Genomic DNA, 16,050 nt, shown 5'->3' with positions numbered 1-16,050 from the left:
ATTATAGACTCTTTAAATATAGAAGATAGGCTTGTAGAGTAATTGCAGAGTTTACAACTGAGTTTGAGGTTGTAAACTCGCCTATCATCTTATCAAACTCTTTAATCGGTACTAATAAAGTATCAATCTCTTCATGCTCATCAAGATCTTGATCCCAAACTCTCTTTAGATCCCTAGCTAGAAGGGTTGTAATTTTATTTGTCATAAAAGCTGGGTTTGGGTTTACATTCCCAATCTCTTTTATATTAGTTGTGTTGTAACCAGTCTCTTCTGCAAGCTCTCTAAGACCAGTTTCAATAGCCACTTCACTATTATCAACCATTCCTGCAGGGAACTCTAGGGTTACAGAGTTACTACCGTGTCTATACTGTTTTACCATTAAAAAACACTCCTCCCCATTACTATTATTTAATACAGGAATAACCATTACCCAGTTTGGAGGGTCGACTAAAAAAAAGTCTCCACTAATTCCACTATCAGAACTCTCCCTTTTAACCCTATATGTTTTAAATATTCTATAGTCATTTAAAAACTCCTTACTCTTAGTAATCCACTTTTTAACCATATCTACTCCTTTGGGTATTTACCTATAAAACCGGCACTATTTTTTAAGTAATAAAAGTTATCATCCTCAGACTCTATAAAATCTGGGTTTAAAGGTATCTTCCCCCCACCTCCAGGGATATCCACAGCGTAGGTAGGCATTGCAATACCGGATACTTCATCCCGTAAGGAAGCCATAAGTTTAAGCCCCTTAGAGATTGGAACTCTTAAGTGGGAAGTACCCTTTGCAAGATCCCCTTGAAAAATATAATAGGGTTTAACCCTAAACTCCAGAAGCTTTTGACACAACTGCTTTAAGGTTTCAAGGTTGTCATTTACCCCTTTTAATAGAACAGCTTGATTTAATAGGGTTACACCAGAAAAAGTTAACTTATTTAATACTTCCTTAACCCTAGGTGTTAATTCATCCGGGTGGTTAACCTGAAGTGCCATCCAAACAGGGGATATACTCTTAAATAGATCTAACATCCCATTATCAATAAAGTCTGGATCAACAATTGGAACCCTTGTCCCAATTCTAATAACTAAATTATCCCTGGCAGATTTTAAACTATGTAACAGATAGGATAGACGTTTATAACCAAGGGTTAAGGGATCACCTCCGCTAATTAGAACCTCATGAACATCTATGTTATTTTTTATATATAAACAGGCAGCATCTATCTCTTTATCAGTAATATCATTATCACCTCTGTCGATAAAATCCCTTCTAAAACAGTGTCTACAGTAGAGCCTGCAGTTATCTGTAACTAACAGTAGGACCCGATCTTTGTATCTATGTACTAATCTAGGGGCCACTATGTGTTCTTCCTCATTTAAAGGATCCCCAACTTCGTAACTTAATACATCCTTCTCTCTAATATCCGGAGTAAACTGTTTCTCTAGTTGGGGTTTATTTATTGATATTGATTTATAATAATCTGTAACTCTAAAACTCTTCATTTAGCAGTATAATACCACTATTTAAACTTATTTAGAATATGTTAATTACATATCTAGGTATCTTTTAAGACACCTTCTAACCCCACCAATACCACTACACATCTCATTGTACATATCCTCAATTTTATCACCTAAACCAGCCATATATAGATCCAGTCCAAATATCTTCTGGTTACTTAAAATCCACTTAACTCCGGATACATCCTTAATTTTCCCTTTTAACACATCAAGTTCTGGGTCTGGACTTAGAGTAAAAGTTTTACCACTATCATCTATACCTGTTAAGTATTTAAGCCAAGAAGCTATTGCTAAGGGAATACCAATTAAATCAGAAACATTAAGTGTTTCACTCTTTATATAGGACTTAATTGTCTCTCCAAACCTAATAGCTACTTTTTGTGAGGTATCTGTTGCTATTCGTTGGGGAGAATCAAGAATATATGGATTAACAAATCTCTCATATATTACTTCGTCTATAAACTCTTTAGGATTAATAATTCCTGGATCCAATACAACTTTTAATCCCTCATTATACCCAATTGTTTCTACAAGTTTTTTAAGTAACGGGTCCTTCATCTCATCAGAAATAAGGGTATACCCTAGTAGACAACCTGTTACTGCAAGGGCTGTGTGTAGGGGATTAAGACAGGTTGTAACCTTCATAGTCTCAACACTGTTTACAGTCTCTCGTGTTGTAAAAATAATCCCACCCGCTTCTAATTCTGGTCTACCATTGGTAAAATCATCCTCAATTATTAAATACTCACTTATTTCGGCATTAACAAAGGGAGCCATATATGAACCTTTTGATGTAATTACAATATCCATACTCTTTAGGCCTGACTTCTCAAGGTCCTGTTTGAATACATCCGAAGGCCTTGGTGTAATCTTATCAATCATAGATAGTGGGAAGGATACCTTAGACCGATCTTGAATATAATCAATAAACCCTTGGTCAACAAAGGATTTTTTAAGCCACTTAACTGCAATTGTTAAAACGGCACTTTTAAGCTTATCCCCATTATGGGAGCAGTTATCCATACTTAAAACAGTTATTGGTGCTCCTCCATTTTTATATCTGTTATATAGATTAGAAGTAATTATACTCATTAAATGGGTAGGATTTTCTAATCCGTTCTTTATATCATCTTCTATTATATCTAAATACTCACCAGAAGGTTTATATAATCCATAACCCTTCTCTGTAATAGTAAAACTTACAATCTGTAAACCAGGATTAATAAAAATCTCTTTAAGCTTTGAATCTCTAGTTGTAATAGCATCAGTAACAGAGGCAACTACTCTTTTTTCCAGGCTACCATCAGCCTTGGTTAAAACTAAAACTGAGAGATTATCAAACTTCTTATATATAGCTTCAATAACTTCATAATCAAAGGATTCAACAGCTATAATACCTGTATCTACAAGTTTTTTATCTAAAAGATCCTGATACCTGTTACAAATTAACGCTTTAAATATATTTCCAGCCCCAAAATGTAGCCATTTAGGATTATTTTCTGTGTTTTTAACTACTTCATCTATATTAAACTCTGGTAACTTTATATCTATATTTTCCCAGACCTCTCTATCTTTTAAAGAGTTTAAAGATAATTCCATACTATTTACCCTCCTTTAATTTATCTAAAGAGTCCCATATCCCTAACATATACATAACCCCTAGGGCTCTGTCGTATAATCCGTAACCAGGCCTACAATTTTTCTCTTCTCCCCATAGATGTCTTCCATGGTCAGGTCTAATATAACCTGTAAAGTTATTATCATGGTATGCTTTTAAAACTTCATATACATCCACATTTCCATCTTTACCCCTATGGGAGGCCTCAATAAAGTCTCCATTATCAAAAACCTTTACATTCCTAATATGGGCAAAGGCTATCTTGTTTTGAAACTCCCTAACTATTGCTGGTATATCATTTGACAGATTTGGACCTAGAGATCCTGTACAAAGTGTTAACCCATTATATGGAGAATCAACAAGTTTTAAAAATCTTGCAATGTGGTCTCTACTTCTAATAATTCTAGGAAGTCCAAATATAGGCCAAGGAGGATCATCTGGATGGATAGCCATTTTTACTCCACACCTCTCACATACAGGTATTATCTTCTCTAGAAAGTATTTTAGGTTTTCAAATAAGATATCCTCTGTAACGCCCTCATAAGCTTTAAAGAGTTCATCAAGCTTAGCCATTCTCTCAGGTTCCCAACCCGGCATAGAGAAGTCCCCTGCTCCGTCAATAATTTTTTTAGCCATAACCTTTGGATCTAAGTCTATAGCATTTTTTTCATAAAAAAGGGCATTAGAACCATCGGGATGCTCTTTATATAGGTCTGTTCTTGTCCAGTCAAAAATTGGCATAAAGTTATAACAAATAACCTTAACACCCACCTTGGAGAGTTTCTCTATTGTATCAATGTAAGTATCTATATATCCATCCCTAGTTGGGAGTCCAAGTTTAATATCATCATGGACATTTACACTTTCAACTACATCAGGGGTAAATCCCTTACTCCGTATAAGGTCGGTAACCTGTTGGATTCTATCCATTTCCCAAATATCCCCTGCAGCCTTATCATGCAGGGACCAAACTATCCCAGTAACACCGGGTATCTGTCTTATATGGTCTAGTGTAATTGAATCATTATTCTCACCATACCATCGCCATGTCATTTCCATATAAACTCCTATAAACTTGTATACAAGTTTGACTATATCTAACGATAGTTTAGAAATTACCTGTTGTCAAGTTCAATATTTAATGTGTATAAATAATAATGGCATTAACAAAGGATCAAATAATAAACCAATTAAAAGATGAAATACTTAATCTCACCCTAAAGCCGGGTTCAGCACTTAGTGAAGCTACATTAACAGCAAGATACAGCATATCAAGAACCCCGGTAAGGGATATTCTTAAACAGTTATCAGCTGATGATTACATTGTTATCTCCCCTCAACGGGCAACTAGAGTATCCTATATAGACCTTAAGTCTGTAGAACAGATAATCTACTTAAGGTCTACCCTAGAGAAACAGATATTAACAGACCTATGTGGAAACCTGTCCAAGGAGACTATAATAGAGCTTGAAAAGCTTCTTAAGGAACAACATAGAGTAATTGGAGAAGAGAACTACTTTAATAAATTTCTAAAGTATGATGATCTTTTTCATAAAAATCTTTTTATAGCTGCAAAGAGAGAGTTTCTTTGGAATTTAATTCAGAAGTTAAATGTCCATTATATAAGATATAGAAGACTCCATATGTTAGAGAAGGAGAAATTAAATAAACTGTATAGTGACCATAAAGAAATTACAAAAGCACTAATAAATGGGGATAAAACTGAAATTGAAGAGTTTATAAATAAACATATTAAAAATGATGTTAAGTCCAACTACTTCAAAGAACACTTTGCTGAATATATAAGTGATAATCTATAAAATAAAGCACAATAGGTAGACTTTTTACATAGGAAAACTTAAATTACTTTTATGGATGATGATAAATTAGATAAAATAAAAAAAGAGTTACTAAAATCATATAGCTTAGGTGGAGGTGTAAACCATATTGATGGGCCATCCCTACCCTCCCGCGAGAGTATTAAAAAGATATTAATGATTATAGAGTCCCTAATGTTTCCAGGGTTCCAAGCAGATGAAGTTATTGATCAATCAATTTTATCCTATAGAACTAGTGAAAAGTTAAACAGACTTTTTAAAAAACTCTACAGTGAAACTAAAAAGGCTTCATGTAAAAAGTTAGTTTCCTCGGACTCTTGTAACTGTGAAGGTTGTCTATCATCATCCCTTGACCATACCTTAGAACTACTTTCAAGGTTGACTAAAATACGTTCTAAACTGCTTCTAGATGCGGAGGCAGCCTTAGCAGGAGACCCGGCTGCAGCATCAATGGAAGAGGTTATACTATCATACCCTGGCTTAAAGGCTGTAATGATCCATAGGATTGCCCATGAGTTCTACTTAATGAAGATCCCATTAATACCTAGAATGATGGGAGAATACGCCCATGAAACAACAGGAATAGATATTCACCCTGGTGCTACAATTGGTGAATCTTTTTTTATTGACCACGGTACAGGGGTAGTAATTGGTGAGACCACTGTTATAGGTAAGAGTGTAAAAATATACCAGGGAGTTACCCTTGGTGCACTTAGTGTTAAAAAAGAGGAAGCGAATATAAAGAGACACCCAACAATAGAGGATGGAGTTACTATTTATGCTGGAGCTACAATATTAGGAGGGGAGACTGTAGTTGGAAAAAACTCAACTATAGGTGGTAATGTATGGATAGTTAAGTCTGTTCCAGAGGACTCTAAAATATATAATAAACCTATAGACTACACTATAGTTGGTTAAAAGTAGTTAAAGCGTCTTTTAAATCTTCCAATTTAAAGGGTTTTGTTAAAATTCCATAGGGTCTACCCTTTAACTTATTGTTAATAGTAGCATGAAGCCCCCCATGACCACCTAACCCGGATAAAAAGAGTAATTTTGCCTTTGGGTCAAACTCTAAAATCTTCTCACTAGCTTCTAAACCAGACATTACAGGCATAGTAATATCTAAAGTTACAATATCTGGGTTATATGTTTCATATAGGTTAAAACCCTCCTGTCCATTATATGCAAAATCTAAAACCCTATAACCGAGTTTGGAAAAGAATGAACCTAAATAGTAGTGAACATAGGTAGAATCATCTACAATTAATACTGTTTTACCATTAGGGTTTTTTGATTTGATCTCTAATAACTTCTCTTTAAAGTGGGACTCAGTCTTATTTCTTTTCTCTTTTCTTAGATAGTTTAGTAAGTTTGCAAACACAAGGGAGTCATAGTGGTACTGGGGTGGTGGATTATGCATATCTATTAGTGTTTTGACACTGCTTAAACTCTTATCTAACTCATCGTTATCCTCAACATAGTTAAATATTACAATATCCATAGACTCTTCAAGGCTATTTGTAAAAAATATTGGGACCATCACTTTAAAAATAGTTCCTTTATCATCATTTTGATAAACTTCTATAGTACCAGAATCCCTCTGAATAATATTCTTAGTAATCCAAAGCCCAGTTCCGGTACCTTCAAAACTCTTAGCATTAGAGGCCCTATAACCCTGATTAAAGATAGCTTCTAACTCACCTTTATCTATACCTATACCTGAATCCTTAACATATACAGTAACATAGTTCTCTTCCCGTTTTATATCAACTTCTACAACAGTATCAGTTGGGGAGTACTTTAATGCATTCTCTATTATATTTAAAATAGCGTGGTTAAAGAGTTCTGAAACCTCTACAAACAGATATATTTTTGGATCTGTAGTAAGTTTTACCCTATGGTGATGGGACAACGCGATTTTATCCGATGTTAGGGATAACTGGGATATTATATCATACATGGACATAATTCTCTTCTTACCATCAATAAAACCGGAAGAAGAGGCTATTATATCGTATAGCTCTTGAACAGAGTCAGTAATCATATCCTTTACAGGAGATTCGTCTAAATCCGAAACTAGTGCGTTTAGCTTAACAAAGGTATTTCGAGTATCATGGTCCAATAACTTAAAAAGTGTCTTGAACATTAAGGTATTATCTAAATCTATCATTGCATCTCTTATATTATTTAATACCTCTAATTCTAATATAAAATCATTAAACTGCAAGAGTTTGTTTGATTTTTTATATATCTATATATTTTTGTGTTGTAGATTCCGATACATAACTTCCAGAATAGCCATCAATTTTTTGAACTTCACTTAAAAATTTATCAGCTTCATCCTTACTTTCGTAGGCGCCTATTCTAACTCTATAAACACTCTTTCCGTTAACACTTTTTAATACAACCCTGGAAGATAGTCCCTTGGATTTAAGAAGGTCTACACTTTTATTAGCCTGGGCACTGGAAGAGAAGGAGCCAACCTGTATCCAATAAGCCTTAATTGTAACTAATTTTTGTTGAACCTTTTTAGGTTTAACAACTGTAGTTTTAGTTACAGTCTGTTTTAATACAGGGGTTGTAGTTGATTTTTTGAAGATTGGTTTATCCTTAATTACCGGAAGGTCTTGGTCTTTTTTAGTTATTAGAGTCTCATCTTCTATACTCTCTTCTAATTTAGGCTCTTCTTTCTTTTCCTCATCTAATGTAGGCTCCACTAAATAACTATTTTTTAAAGAGTCCTCTACACTTTGAACACTTTCACTCTCATTTGGAATTGCACCGGAGACAATTATATCCCTAATTACAACATCATTACTTCCCTGGTGGGGTTTGTACAGTAGGTAGGCGGCTAAGATAATTACAGCTATCCCGCAAATTACAAGTAGTAGTACAAAGAGCGTATCTGTGGAAATTTTAGTATCATTTATATCTTTTTTAACATTATCTGCCATTCTAACCTCTTTAAAGCTTGTTTAAAATTGAACTAACCTGTTTATCTAGTCCCTTAGTAAACCAACTATTATATATATAATAAATATCGACCGTAGTTATAAAATATTTAACACTAAGTTTTTTTTGAGCCCATATTCTTCTAACTAATGTAATAAAAGTGTAGTTGTCCCTATGTTTTGCCCTATATAATCTTAATAAAAGTGGAGATTTAATCCATACTATATAATCTAAATAATCCACTAAAATACTTGGTTTTAACAGGGGAATATTTATTATATAGTCCCCTTTATCACCTATTATCTCAATTATTCTATCATAAACTAAGGGGTGAATAATCCCCTCTAGTTCCTCTCTTTTTTCCTTATCCTTAAAAAGAAGATCACCTACTCTCTTTTTATCTACTCTTCCATTAACTAAAACAGTGTTTCCAAAAATTTTAAGAATCTGGTTATCTAATTTAGAGAAGATCTCTCCTGCAAGAATATCCACATCTATTATTTTAAATCCCCTACTCTCAAAAATAGAACTTATGTAGTTTTTTCCTGAGCAACACTTTCCAGATAGGGCAATAACCATTAATGAATATCCCCCCAATTATTACCAGTCTCAATTGAGGATGTAAGGGGCACAATTAGCTTATACGCCCCCTCCATAGACTCTTTAACAAGGGATCTTAATATTTCCACCTCATCTAAGTTCGCCTCAAAGATAAACTCATCGTGTACCTGTAGAACCATTTTAGAGTTTGGACACTCCTCTTTTATTCTCTTGTTTATTTCTAACATAGCAAGCTTCATAATATCGGCTGCGGAACCTTGAACAACACTGTTTACAGCTGCTCTTTGGGCACCAGCCTTAACCATTTTATTACTACTTGTTATACCAGGTAAAACCCTTTTTCTACCTAAAATTGTTGATACATAACCGTGCTCTTCCGCCTCTAGAAGGGTCTCATCCATAAAGGTTTTAATACCCGCAAACTCTGTAAAATATCTATTAATAAAATCTGCTGCTGCCTTTCTTGGAATCTCTAACTCGTTAGATAACCTAAAAGCACTCATTCCATACATTACACCAAAGTTAATAGTTTTAGCGACTCTTCTCATTCCAGGTGTTACATCTTCTAATTCTACCTGGTTAATAATTGCCGCAGTCTGGGTGTGAATATCCCTTCCATTATTATAGGCACTAACTAACCCCGGGTCTTTAGAAAGGTGGGCAAGAACAACAAGCTCAATTTGTGAATAGTCGGCGGACAAAAATACTTTACCTGGCGTTGGAACAAAGGCTGACCTTATACGTCTTCCCCTATCATCCTTTACCGGAATATTTTGTAGGTTAGGATCCTTACTACTTAATCGACCAGTAGCTGTTCCTGTTTGTAAAAAGTGGGTATGAACCCTTCCTGTTCTGTTATTTATTAGTTTAGGTAGGGCATCAGCATAAGTTGATTTAAGTTTAGATAAACCACGGTACTCTATAATTTTTTCTGGAACAACATCCTCTTTAGCCAACTGCTCTAAAACCGCTGTATCTGTAGAGTAACCGGTCTTTGTTTTTTTAATAGGAGTAAGTCCCCTATCTTCAAACAGAACTTCCTGTAACTGCTTAGTAGAGCTTATATTAAACTCTTTTCCACATATGTTAAAAATCTCTTTTTCGCACTCTTTAATACTATTCTCTAACTCTTTTGAGAAGTTATTAAGGTTCTCCCCATCTAATAAAACCCCCTCAATCTCCATATTCGCTAAAATATTAATTAGAGGTATTTCAATGTTATAAAGTAATTTTTTAAGTGTTGCATCCCTATCTAGATCATCTACCATATCAAGGTATAATCTATATGTTATATCAGCATCCTCTGCTGCATACTCTGTAGCTAAATCTATATGGACATCACTAAAAACACCATTTTTTGGAACAATATCCTTAAATGCTACTGTGGTATAATTAAGTCTACTCTTTGCTAAACTATCCATTGAGTAGCTTGTAATAGATGAGTCTAATATCCAGGCTGCGACCATTGTATCAAAAATAATATTCTTTATATTAAGACCCCATTTAGCTAAAACCTTATAGTCATACTTTATATTTTGCCCTACAATCTGGGCACTATTAAACAGTTTTTTAAGGGCATCTTTAACTACTTCCTCTTCAAGTGGTTCACACCCCTTTGCTTTTAAAGGAATATAGTAGGCCTCTTCTTTAACAAATGATATTGAAAACCCTACAGGGTTTGCACTTATAGCATCTAAAGAGTCAGTCTCACAATCAAATGCTACAATTTTACTCTCAATAGCTTTATTAATAACTAAATCTAACTCATCTTTATCCAGAATTACCTTATAACTACCCTTTTTACCCTCTTCTTTAGGTTTCTCATTAGAAGAAGTTCCACCTGGGGATACGGCATTAATTCCCTGGGCAGCGAATAGCTCCTGGCTTAGCTTCCCATCAATTTCAGGGAGAATACAGTCTTTAGGTTCAATGTCAATTGGGGTATTTAAGTCTAATACAACAAGTTTTTTACTTAAAAAAGCACTCTCTTTTCCATTTATTAACTTCTCTCTTTGCCCCTTAGCTTTAACATTTTCAATATTAGCATACAGGTTCTCAAGAGTTTTAAATTGGTCTAAAAGTTTACCTGCGGTCTTCTCTCCTATACCCTTAACCCCGGGAATATTATCTGCAGAATCCCCCATAAGAGATAGGTAGTCAATTATTTGATTTGGGTGTACTCCCTTTGTTTCAAATACTTTTTTACTATCAAATACGGTATAACTTCCTTTACCATCAGGAATTAACTGGGTTACATTGTCCGATATTAACTGCATTAAGTCCTTATCCCCAGAAATAATAAAACACTGCCTAGACTCTTTTTCGCACCGGGATGCAAGGGTTCCTATAATATCATCGGCCTCATAACCAACTAACCCTACAGAGGGGATATTAAGCTCCTCTAATATGTTTATTATTATAGGAAATTGGGCTATTAAGTCCTCTGGAGCAGGGGATCTATTTGCCTTATACTCCGGGAATATATCACTTCTAAAGGTTGGGCCCTTACTATCTAGGGCTACAATAAAATTCTTTGGTTTATAGGTCTTAAAAAAATTAAAAAGTGTTCTATAAAATCCAAAAATAGCACTTATATTGTTACCCTGGCTATTTTTTAATGGTCTATTTATAAATGCATAATATGATCTAAAGATAATAGCGTATCCATCTAATATATATAAAGGTTCCTTGTTGCTCATGTAGTTATATCTATCCTCCCTGCGGTATAGTCACGTCCTTTCCCAAGGGGTCTTACAACTTTATTAACCCTGGAAATTTCTGTTTTTAATATCTCTTTATCTAATATTAGCTCGTCTCTAATATTTTTTATATATGAGTTTAATTCAATTAATCGATTATTTATATCCCCAGGAGGTAGTTTCTGATCCTTAATATAGCTGTTATAGAGTTTTACCCGTCTAGTTAGGGTTTTTAATAGTTCCTTCTCTTTTAGCTGTAAAAAGGTTATCTGATCTGTGTTTTTTGTTTTAAATGATTTTTTAAGGGAAATAATTAGGGTTTTATACTCCTCTATGGATTTAAAAACCCTCTCTTCTAAAACTTCTAATCTATCCAGCGATATTTATTCCTACTCTATCCGGAGTTGTTTCATGTTCAGTGGTACCAGAGATAGAGACCCAAGACGATCTTAACTCTTTCATCATACTCTGTACATCAAGTGCTTTTTCTATTTTCCCACTAGTATTAGCTTCCAATAACTCCCTATTAAAATAGTTATACAGGCTAAATAAGTTTTGGGCTATATCACCACCCTTCTCAAGATCCAGGGAGACCATAAGCTCCGATATACAATCCTGGGATTTTACAAAAGCGTTGTGTGAAACATCCTTTGCTTTTTTGGTTTTTACTGCTTCAACACCAATAGTAATCTGTTTTATAACCTCATCATATAACATTATAATTAACTTACTCTGTGTTGCAGTAGTTACCTTAGTCTCTTTATATGAGTTTAATGCCCCTCGCCTCATAGGACCTCCTTAAAGTTATTATAGTCATTATCGACAAACTGGCTCTATCTCTTTAACTTATCATGTAATAAAAGATACACTATCATTAAACTTAATAGTTTGAAAGTTTTTTGTGTTAGATATTTGAAGATTGTCTATCTTTTTTTACACAAAAAGGCATCTAACTCCTCTTCTAAATGGCATAATGCCATATCAATTTTTTCTAGGGATTCTATATTTTTATCTAGGGTGTAATTATACTTTACCCTATTTTCACTGTAATCTGCTCTGTTTATAACGTTCCCACAGTTTGGACATAATACCATAGTATTTGTGATCTCGTTATTGCAAATTACACACTTTTCTATATCTCTCATATCTTTATTATAATAACCATATTAGAGGAATGCAAAACAATAATAAACTTTAATTAATATTTACATTATATTTCTAAATGTGCAAAATAGAGGAATGAATGAAATTATATTATTTGGTGAAGAAGAGTCCCCAATTACAAGTAGTTGTTCATCGTGTAGCGGGTGTGATGATAATGGAGATCACAAGTGCACTGTTAACATACCCCAGATAACATGTAGAGAACTAACAAAACAGCTTCAAGATTCTGTAATTAAAGCCTCCCTACAACATAAGGTAAGTGTAGAGTTTAAAGATATATATAAGGAAGATCTATCAGAGTATCAGGATGTAAAAACCCTAATAAACATGAGTTTTTCATTTCCTATATTAACTGTAAATAAGAAGATAAAATATATGGGCCCCTTTGATGCTGATACTCTATTATCAGATTTAAAAGAGACCCTGGAATAATTAGTATATTAAAGAAGTTGTGTAGCTAACTCAGCTAAGGAACTTCTCTCTGTTTTTGTTAATGTTACATGGGCAGATATTTTCTCCTCTTTAAAAGCCTCAACCAGGGTTATTAATCCGTTTGATTCCGAATCTAAGTATGGGTTATCTATCTGGTATGGGTCTCCAGTTAATATAACCTTTGTATCCTCACCTGCTCTACTAACAATAGTTTTAATTTCATGGGTTGTTAAATTTTGTGCCTCATCAACAACTATATACTGCTTTGGCAAACTTCTACCTCTAATATAGGTTAAAGCCTCAATCTCCAATATCTTATTATTAATTAGCTGATCCACACTCTTAACATTCTGTTTATTAGACCTCTCGATAATAAACTCCAGATTATCAAAAATAGGTTGCATCCAAGGGGACATTTTTTGGGACTTCTCCCCTGGTAAAAAACCAATATCATTACCCATCGGAACAATAGGCCTGCTAACTAAAACCCTGGAGTACTGTTTTTCAAAGGTAACCATATGCAATCCAGAAGCTATGGCCAAAAGAGTCTTTCCTGTTCCAGCTGCCCCTACTAGGGTTACAAGATTGATATTTGGGTTAAGAAGTGCATCAAAAGCTATCCTCTGCTCGGTATTTAAAGCGCTTATACCTGTTACAGGTTCTAAATTAGATGGTATATGCCTAAAACACTCAGCTTCCTTGTCGTATCGACCTATATATATAGTAGATGATGATGAGTTTGTTAAAAAACAGTATTGATTGTCATAGAAGTTACCCTCAAGTTCTACAGACTTCATCTCCTCTAACTCTTTACACTTATCCTCGGAAACCTCAAGTTCAACATACCCCTTATACTGGTCGTTTGTACTAACCTTATGTTTCTCATAATCAACAGCTCTAATGCCAAGGGCTTCAGCTTTAATTCTAGCATTTATATCCTTTGAGACAAAAAATACTAAATCCCCCTGTTGTTTTAATGCAAGGGCTGTTAAAAGTATATGATTATCCTTTTTGCCCTTTACAAGACCGTGAAACTCCTTAAAATCCTCTAGAATGGGGATTACTAGAAGTCCTCCACTAGGCATTTTTACACCCTTAGAAACATCCCTTTTACTAATAATTCCATCTATTAATCTAACTGCTGTTCTTGCACTTTTACCCCTACCAGAGTGGTGCTCTGATTTAAGTTTGTCTAACTCCTCAAATACCTCAATAGGAATAACAACCTTACTATTTTTAAAAGAAAATATGGCATCAGGACGATGAATTAAAACGTTGGTATCAATAACGAACGTTTTAGTATCTTTGTTAATTTTTGCATTTCTTCCATTTTTATCAATATCACCCATGGCAAGCTCCTTTAATATGATTTATAGACAAATAAAATGGTGCTGAATATACTTTGCTACCTAATATAATACTTCTTGAGAGTTCATATCGTATTTAAAGATTTTCTTTTCAGTATCCATTTCAAGTACCTCTCTACTTAAACTATAATACATAAATTTAAATAATCCTAATATTTAGTTTTTACTCCATTTTCATATAGCTTTACCAATAACCATTACCGACAGTTCTCTATTTATTTTCATGATAAAATTAAAAAAATATATTAATCTACTAATAATTTAATCAGACGTTTTTTATACAAATCCGCATCTATTGATTTAATAACAACAGCATTAAAATCTTCTGTTTTATTACCAAACTTTCCTGTATCTACAATTACCTGCCCATATGCCGCTTCTTCTTTTATACAAGTGTGACAATGAGCTTCTACCTTTTCGATAACAATATCGTCCCATAGAGCAACCGCCATAGCAACAGGGTCAGGTAAATTTACAGCGTAACGGTTATATGTCTTTATATTCCACTCAATCTTTTGGCTATTTATATCCATTGCAAATCGAGCTAGACTACTTTCTGAACTACGCAAGAAGTTTATTTCATCCTCATTAAATGCAGCATCCCCAATACAGATATCAAAACCAGCTATAGTTATTGGAATATCAGATCTTAGCATTATATCAAATGCTTCTGCATCGACATAAACATTAAATTCTGCAACTGGAGTGACATTTCCAGGACCAAACCCACCTGTAGCCATAGAATAAATATGCTTAACTTTTTTCATTGTTTCTGGTGCTTCTAATATAGCTTGAGCAAGATTAGTTACTGGTCCAATTGTAATTATCTCTATCTCTCCTGGGTTTTCTTCTACTATTGATAATATTTTCTCTACTGCATTACTACCTGTTTTTTTCAGGGTTGGATGTATTAATCCCTTGCCCCCCATACCATCTTGTCCATGAACACCTTCAGCTGTTTCCAATTTCCGTTTTAATGGTTTACTTGAACCAGAAAATACTGGTGGTTTGACAGTATCTGTTACTTCTATTGTCATTAAAGCATTTAATGTTGCTTGCTCTAATGTAATATTTCCGCATACTGTAGTAATTGCTTCTATATTTATTTCTTTACTTTTTAATGCCATAATTAGTGCAATTGCATCATCACTTCCAGTATCAGTATCTATAATAAATTTTCTCATAACATTCTCCTTAAGTAATATAATAGGGTATTATAGTATGGTTCATATAGGTCAAATGACCCGAAAGGAGATTTTTATGGATTTTAAAGAATTATTTAACAGAACACCAAATATTATTTCAAATCATTTCGTTGAAAAAAACTATAAGGAAGATGTATTTATATTAGATCCAAATATGAAAAACGATATACTATATATTATTTTACAAGGGAGAGTAGAAATATATAAACAGGGATATAACGGCTCTATTGTAAACATTCGAGAATATGGGCCTTTTACATATTTTGGGGAGATGGAAATTTTTAATAATGATTATAAAACATTAACAGTCAAAGCTAAAACTAACTGTAAAATATACCAATTAAGTGGTGTTAAACTTAAAGAATGGATTCGTATTGAACCAGAACTTGGAATCTTAATTATTGAAGAGTTGACTAAAAGGCTGGCTGAGACATCAAAGATCAGGTTAAAACTAACACTTATGACTATAAAAGAAAGGGTTTTAAGCAGTTTATACTACCACTATAAGTTAGGGTCCCTTAATACAGTAACAAAAAAAATGTTATGTAACGAGACAGCAACACCAATTCGAAGTTTAAATAGAATAATAAATGATTGTCAAAAAGAAGGGATATTAGAATATGATAATAAACATTTTACAATCAATAAAATTGAAGATATAAAACAAATAGTAGAACAGTTTTAATAATT

General features: G+C 33.8%; 16 protein-coding genes. 4 read left to right on the top strand and 12 right to left on the bottom strand.

Annotation, left to right across the window (positions count from 1 at the left end; all coding sequences use genetic code 11):
• Position 1 precedes the first annotated feature (1 nt).
• The 4 genes from EW093_RS13650 to uxuA are packed head-to-tail and all read right to left on the bottom strand — an operon-like array spanning position 2 to position 4,201.
• A complete protein-coding gene (locus EW093_RS13650) occupies positions 2 to 565 on the bottom strand; it encodes an NUDIX hydrolase (RefSeq protein ID WP_149568946.1) in 564 nt (187 codons plus the stop codon).
• A gap of 2 nt (positions 566 to 567) precedes the next feature.
• Positions 568 to 1,506, bottom strand: coding sequence for a KamA family radical SAM protein (locus tag EW093_RS13645; RefSeq protein ID WP_149568945.1), 939 nt, complete (start codon positions 1,504 to 1,506; stop codon positions 568 to 570).
• 45 nt (positions 1,507 to 1,551) lie between these two features.
• Positions 1,552 to 3,123 carry a mannitol dehydrogenase family protein gene (locus EW093_RS13640; RefSeq protein WP_149568944.1) on the bottom strand — a complete coding sequence of 524 codons (1,572 nt, stop codon included), beginning with the start codon at positions 3,121 to 3,123 and terminating at the stop codon, positions 1,552 to 1,554.
• 1 nt (position 3,124) lies between these two features.
• Positions 3,125 to 4,201 carry a mannonate dehydratase gene (uxuA, locus tag EW093_RS13635; protein WP_149568943.1) on the bottom strand — a complete coding sequence of 359 codons (1,077 nt, stop codon included), beginning with the start codon at positions 4,199 to 4,201 and terminating at the stop codon, positions 3,125 to 3,127.
• 98 nt (positions 4,202 to 4,299) lie between these two features.
• On the opposite strand from uxuA, the gene EW093_RS13630 reads away from it, so the two are divergent.
• Positions 4,300 to 4,962, top strand: a complete 663-nt coding sequence (locus EW093_RS13630) for a GntR family transcriptional regulator (protein WP_149568942.1) — start codon at positions 4,300 to 4,302, stop codon at positions 4,960 to 4,962.
• Positions 4,963 to 5,013: 51 nt separating this feature from the next.
• Positions 5,014 to 5,898 (top strand): serine O-acetyltransferase EpsC, encoded by an 885-nt coding sequence (epsC, locus tag EW093_RS13625; protein WP_149568941.1) that lies wholly within the window; start codon positions 5,014 to 5,016, stop codon positions 5,896 to 5,898.
• Here the strand turns inward: epsC and EW093_RS13620 are convergent.
• From EW093_RS13620 to EW093_RS13595, 6 genes are all read right to left on the bottom strand, one after another.
• Positions 5,885 to 7,150: a hybrid sensor histidine kinase/response regulator gene (locus EW093_RS13620; RefSeq protein WP_149568940.1), complete on the bottom strand. Its 1,266-nt coding sequence runs from the start codon at positions 7,148 to 7,150 to the stop codon at positions 5,885 to 5,887. The two genes, epsC and EW093_RS13620, sit on opposite strands and share 14 nt — an antisense overlap.
• A gap of 73 nt (positions 7,151 to 7,223) precedes the next feature.
• The gene (locus EW093_RS13615; protein WP_149568939.1) at positions 7,224 to 7,934 is read right to left on the bottom strand and encodes an SPOR domain-containing protein; all 711 of its coding nucleotides are present in this window, start codon (positions 7,932 to 7,934) and stop codon (positions 7,224 to 7,226) included.
• Positions 7,935 to 7,944: 10 nt separating this feature from the next.
• Positions 7,945 to 8,511 (bottom strand): dephospho-CoA kinase, encoded by a 567-nt coding sequence (gene coaE, locus EW093_RS13610; RefSeq protein ID WP_149568938.1) that lies wholly within the window; start codon positions 8,509 to 8,511, stop codon positions 7,945 to 7,947.
• Positions 8,511 to 11,192, bottom strand: a complete 2,682-nt coding sequence (gene polA / locus EW093_RS13605) for a DNA polymerase I (RefSeq protein WP_149568937.1) — start codon at positions 11,190 to 11,192, stop codon at positions 8,511 to 8,513. The genes coaE and polA overlap by 1 nt, the downstream gene beginning before the upstream one ends.
• A 369-nt stretch (positions 11,193 to 11,561) precedes the next feature.
• Positions 11,562 to 11,981 carry a flagellar export chaperone FliS gene (fliS, locus tag EW093_RS13600; RefSeq protein WP_149568936.1) on the bottom strand — a complete coding sequence of 140 codons (420 nt, stop codon included), beginning with the start codon at positions 11,979 to 11,981 and terminating at the stop codon, positions 11,562 to 11,564.
• Positions 11,982 to 12,115: 134 nt separating this feature from the next.
• Positions 12,116 to 12,337 (bottom strand): hypothetical protein, encoded by a 222-nt coding sequence (locus tag EW093_RS13595; protein WP_149568935.1) that lies wholly within the window; start codon positions 12,335 to 12,337, stop codon positions 12,116 to 12,118.
• Positions 12,338 to 12,431: 94 nt separating this feature from the next.
• Here EW093_RS13595 and EW093_RS13590 point away from each other — a divergent pair, with 94 nt between their 5' ends.
• Positions 12,432 to 12,788, top strand: coding sequence for a hypothetical protein (locus tag EW093_RS13590; protein WP_149568934.1), 357 nt, complete (start codon positions 12,432 to 12,434; stop codon positions 12,786 to 12,788).
• 8 nt (positions 12,789 to 12,796) lie between these two features.
• Here the strand turns inward: EW093_RS13590 and EW093_RS13585 are convergent, their stop codons facing one another.
• Together EW093_RS13585 and EW093_RS13580 are read right to left on the bottom strand one after the other, a co-directional pair.
• Positions 12,797 to 14,137, bottom strand: a complete 1,341-nt coding sequence (locus EW093_RS13585) for a PhoH family protein (RefSeq protein WP_149568933.1) — start codon at positions 14,135 to 14,137, stop codon at positions 12,797 to 12,799.
• A 263-nt stretch (positions 14,138 to 14,400) separates the two neighbouring features.
• Positions 14,401 to 15,339 (bottom strand): nucleoside hydrolase, encoded by a 939-nt coding sequence (locus EW093_RS13580; protein WP_149568932.1) that lies wholly within the window; start codon positions 15,337 to 15,339, stop codon positions 14,401 to 14,403.
• A gap of 76 nt (positions 15,340 to 15,415) precedes the next feature.
• Here EW093_RS13580 and EW093_RS13575 point away from each other — a divergent pair, with 76 nt between their 5' ends.
• Positions 15,416 to 16,045: a Crp/Fnr family transcriptional regulator gene (locus EW093_RS13575; RefSeq protein ID WP_187759718.1), complete on the top strand. Its 630-nt coding sequence runs from the start codon at positions 15,416 to 15,418 to the stop codon at positions 16,043 to 16,045.
• Positions 16,046 to 16,050: the final 5 nt, after the last annotated feature.

It is taken from the genome of Thiospirochaeta perfilievii, from assembly GCF_008329945.1.
Lineage (GTDB): Bacteria > Spirochaetota > Spirochaetia > DSM-2461 > DSM-2461 > Thiospirochaeta > Thiospirochaeta perfilievii.
The sequence above is the reverse complement of the archived record's forward strand: the minus strand, read 5'-3'. Positions and strand labels throughout refer to the sequence as shown.

Excerpts from the sequence above, each read along its gene's own strand:
- EW093_RS13630 (WP_149568942.1), top strand. The coding sequence starts at position 4,300 with ATGGCATTAACAAAGGATCAAATAATAAACCAATTAAAAGATGAAATA.
- coaE (WP_149568938.1), bottom strand. The coding sequence starts at position 8,511 with ATGGTTATTGCCCTATCTGGAAAGTGTTGCTCAGGAAAAAACTACATA.
- EW093_RS13640 (WP_149568944.1), bottom strand. The coding sequence starts at position 3,123 with ATGGAATTATCTTTAAACTCTTTAAAAGATAGAGAGGTCTGGGAAAAT.
- EW093_RS13580 (WP_149568932.1), bottom strand. The coding sequence starts at position 15,339 with ATGAGAAAATTTATTATAGATACTGATACTGGAAGTGATGATGCAATT.
- EW093_RS13620 (WP_149568940.1), bottom strand. The coding sequence starts at position 7,150 with ATGATAGATTTAGATAATACCTTAATGTTCAAGACACTTTTTAAGTTA.
- EW093_RS13575 (WP_187759718.1), top strand. The coding sequence starts at position 15,416 with ATGGATTTTAAAGAATTATTTAACAGAACACCAAATATTATTTCAAAT.
- fliS (WP_149568936.1), bottom strand. The coding sequence starts at position 11,981 with ATGAGGCGAGGGGCATTAAACTCATATAAAGAGACTAAGGTAACTACT.
- EW093_RS13595 (WP_149568935.1), bottom strand. The coding sequence starts at position 12,337 with ATGAGAGATATAGAAAAGTGTGTAATTTGCAATAACGAGATCACAAAT.
- EW093_RS13585 (WP_149568933.1), bottom strand. The coding sequence starts at position 14,137 with ATGGGTGATATTGATAAAAATGGAAGAAATGCAAAAATTAACAAAGAT.
- epsC (WP_149568941.1), top strand. The coding sequence starts at position 5,014 with ATGGATGATGATAAATTAGATAAAATAAAAAAAGAGTTACTAAAATCA.
- EW093_RS13615 (WP_149568939.1), bottom strand. The coding sequence starts at position 7,934 with ATGGCAGATAATGTTAAAAAAGATATAAATGATACTAAAATTTCCACA.
- polA (WP_149568937.1), bottom strand. The coding sequence starts at position 11,192 with ATGAGCAACAAGGAACCTTTATATATATTAGATGGATACGCTATTATC.
- EW093_RS13590 (WP_149568934.1), top strand. The coding sequence starts at position 12,432 with ATGAATGAAATTATATTATTTGGTGAAGAAGAGTCCCCAATTACAAGT.
- EW093_RS13645 (WP_149568945.1), bottom strand. The coding sequence starts at position 1,506 with ATGAAGAGTTTTAGAGTTACAGATTATTATAAATCAATATCAATAAAT.
- uxuA (WP_149568943.1), bottom strand. The coding sequence starts at position 4,201 with ATGGAAATGACATGGCGATGGTATGGTGAGAATAATGATTCAATTACA.
- EW093_RS13650 (WP_149568946.1), bottom strand. The coding sequence starts at position 565 with ATGGTTAAAAAGTGGATTACTAAGAGTAAGGAGTTTTTAAATGACTAT.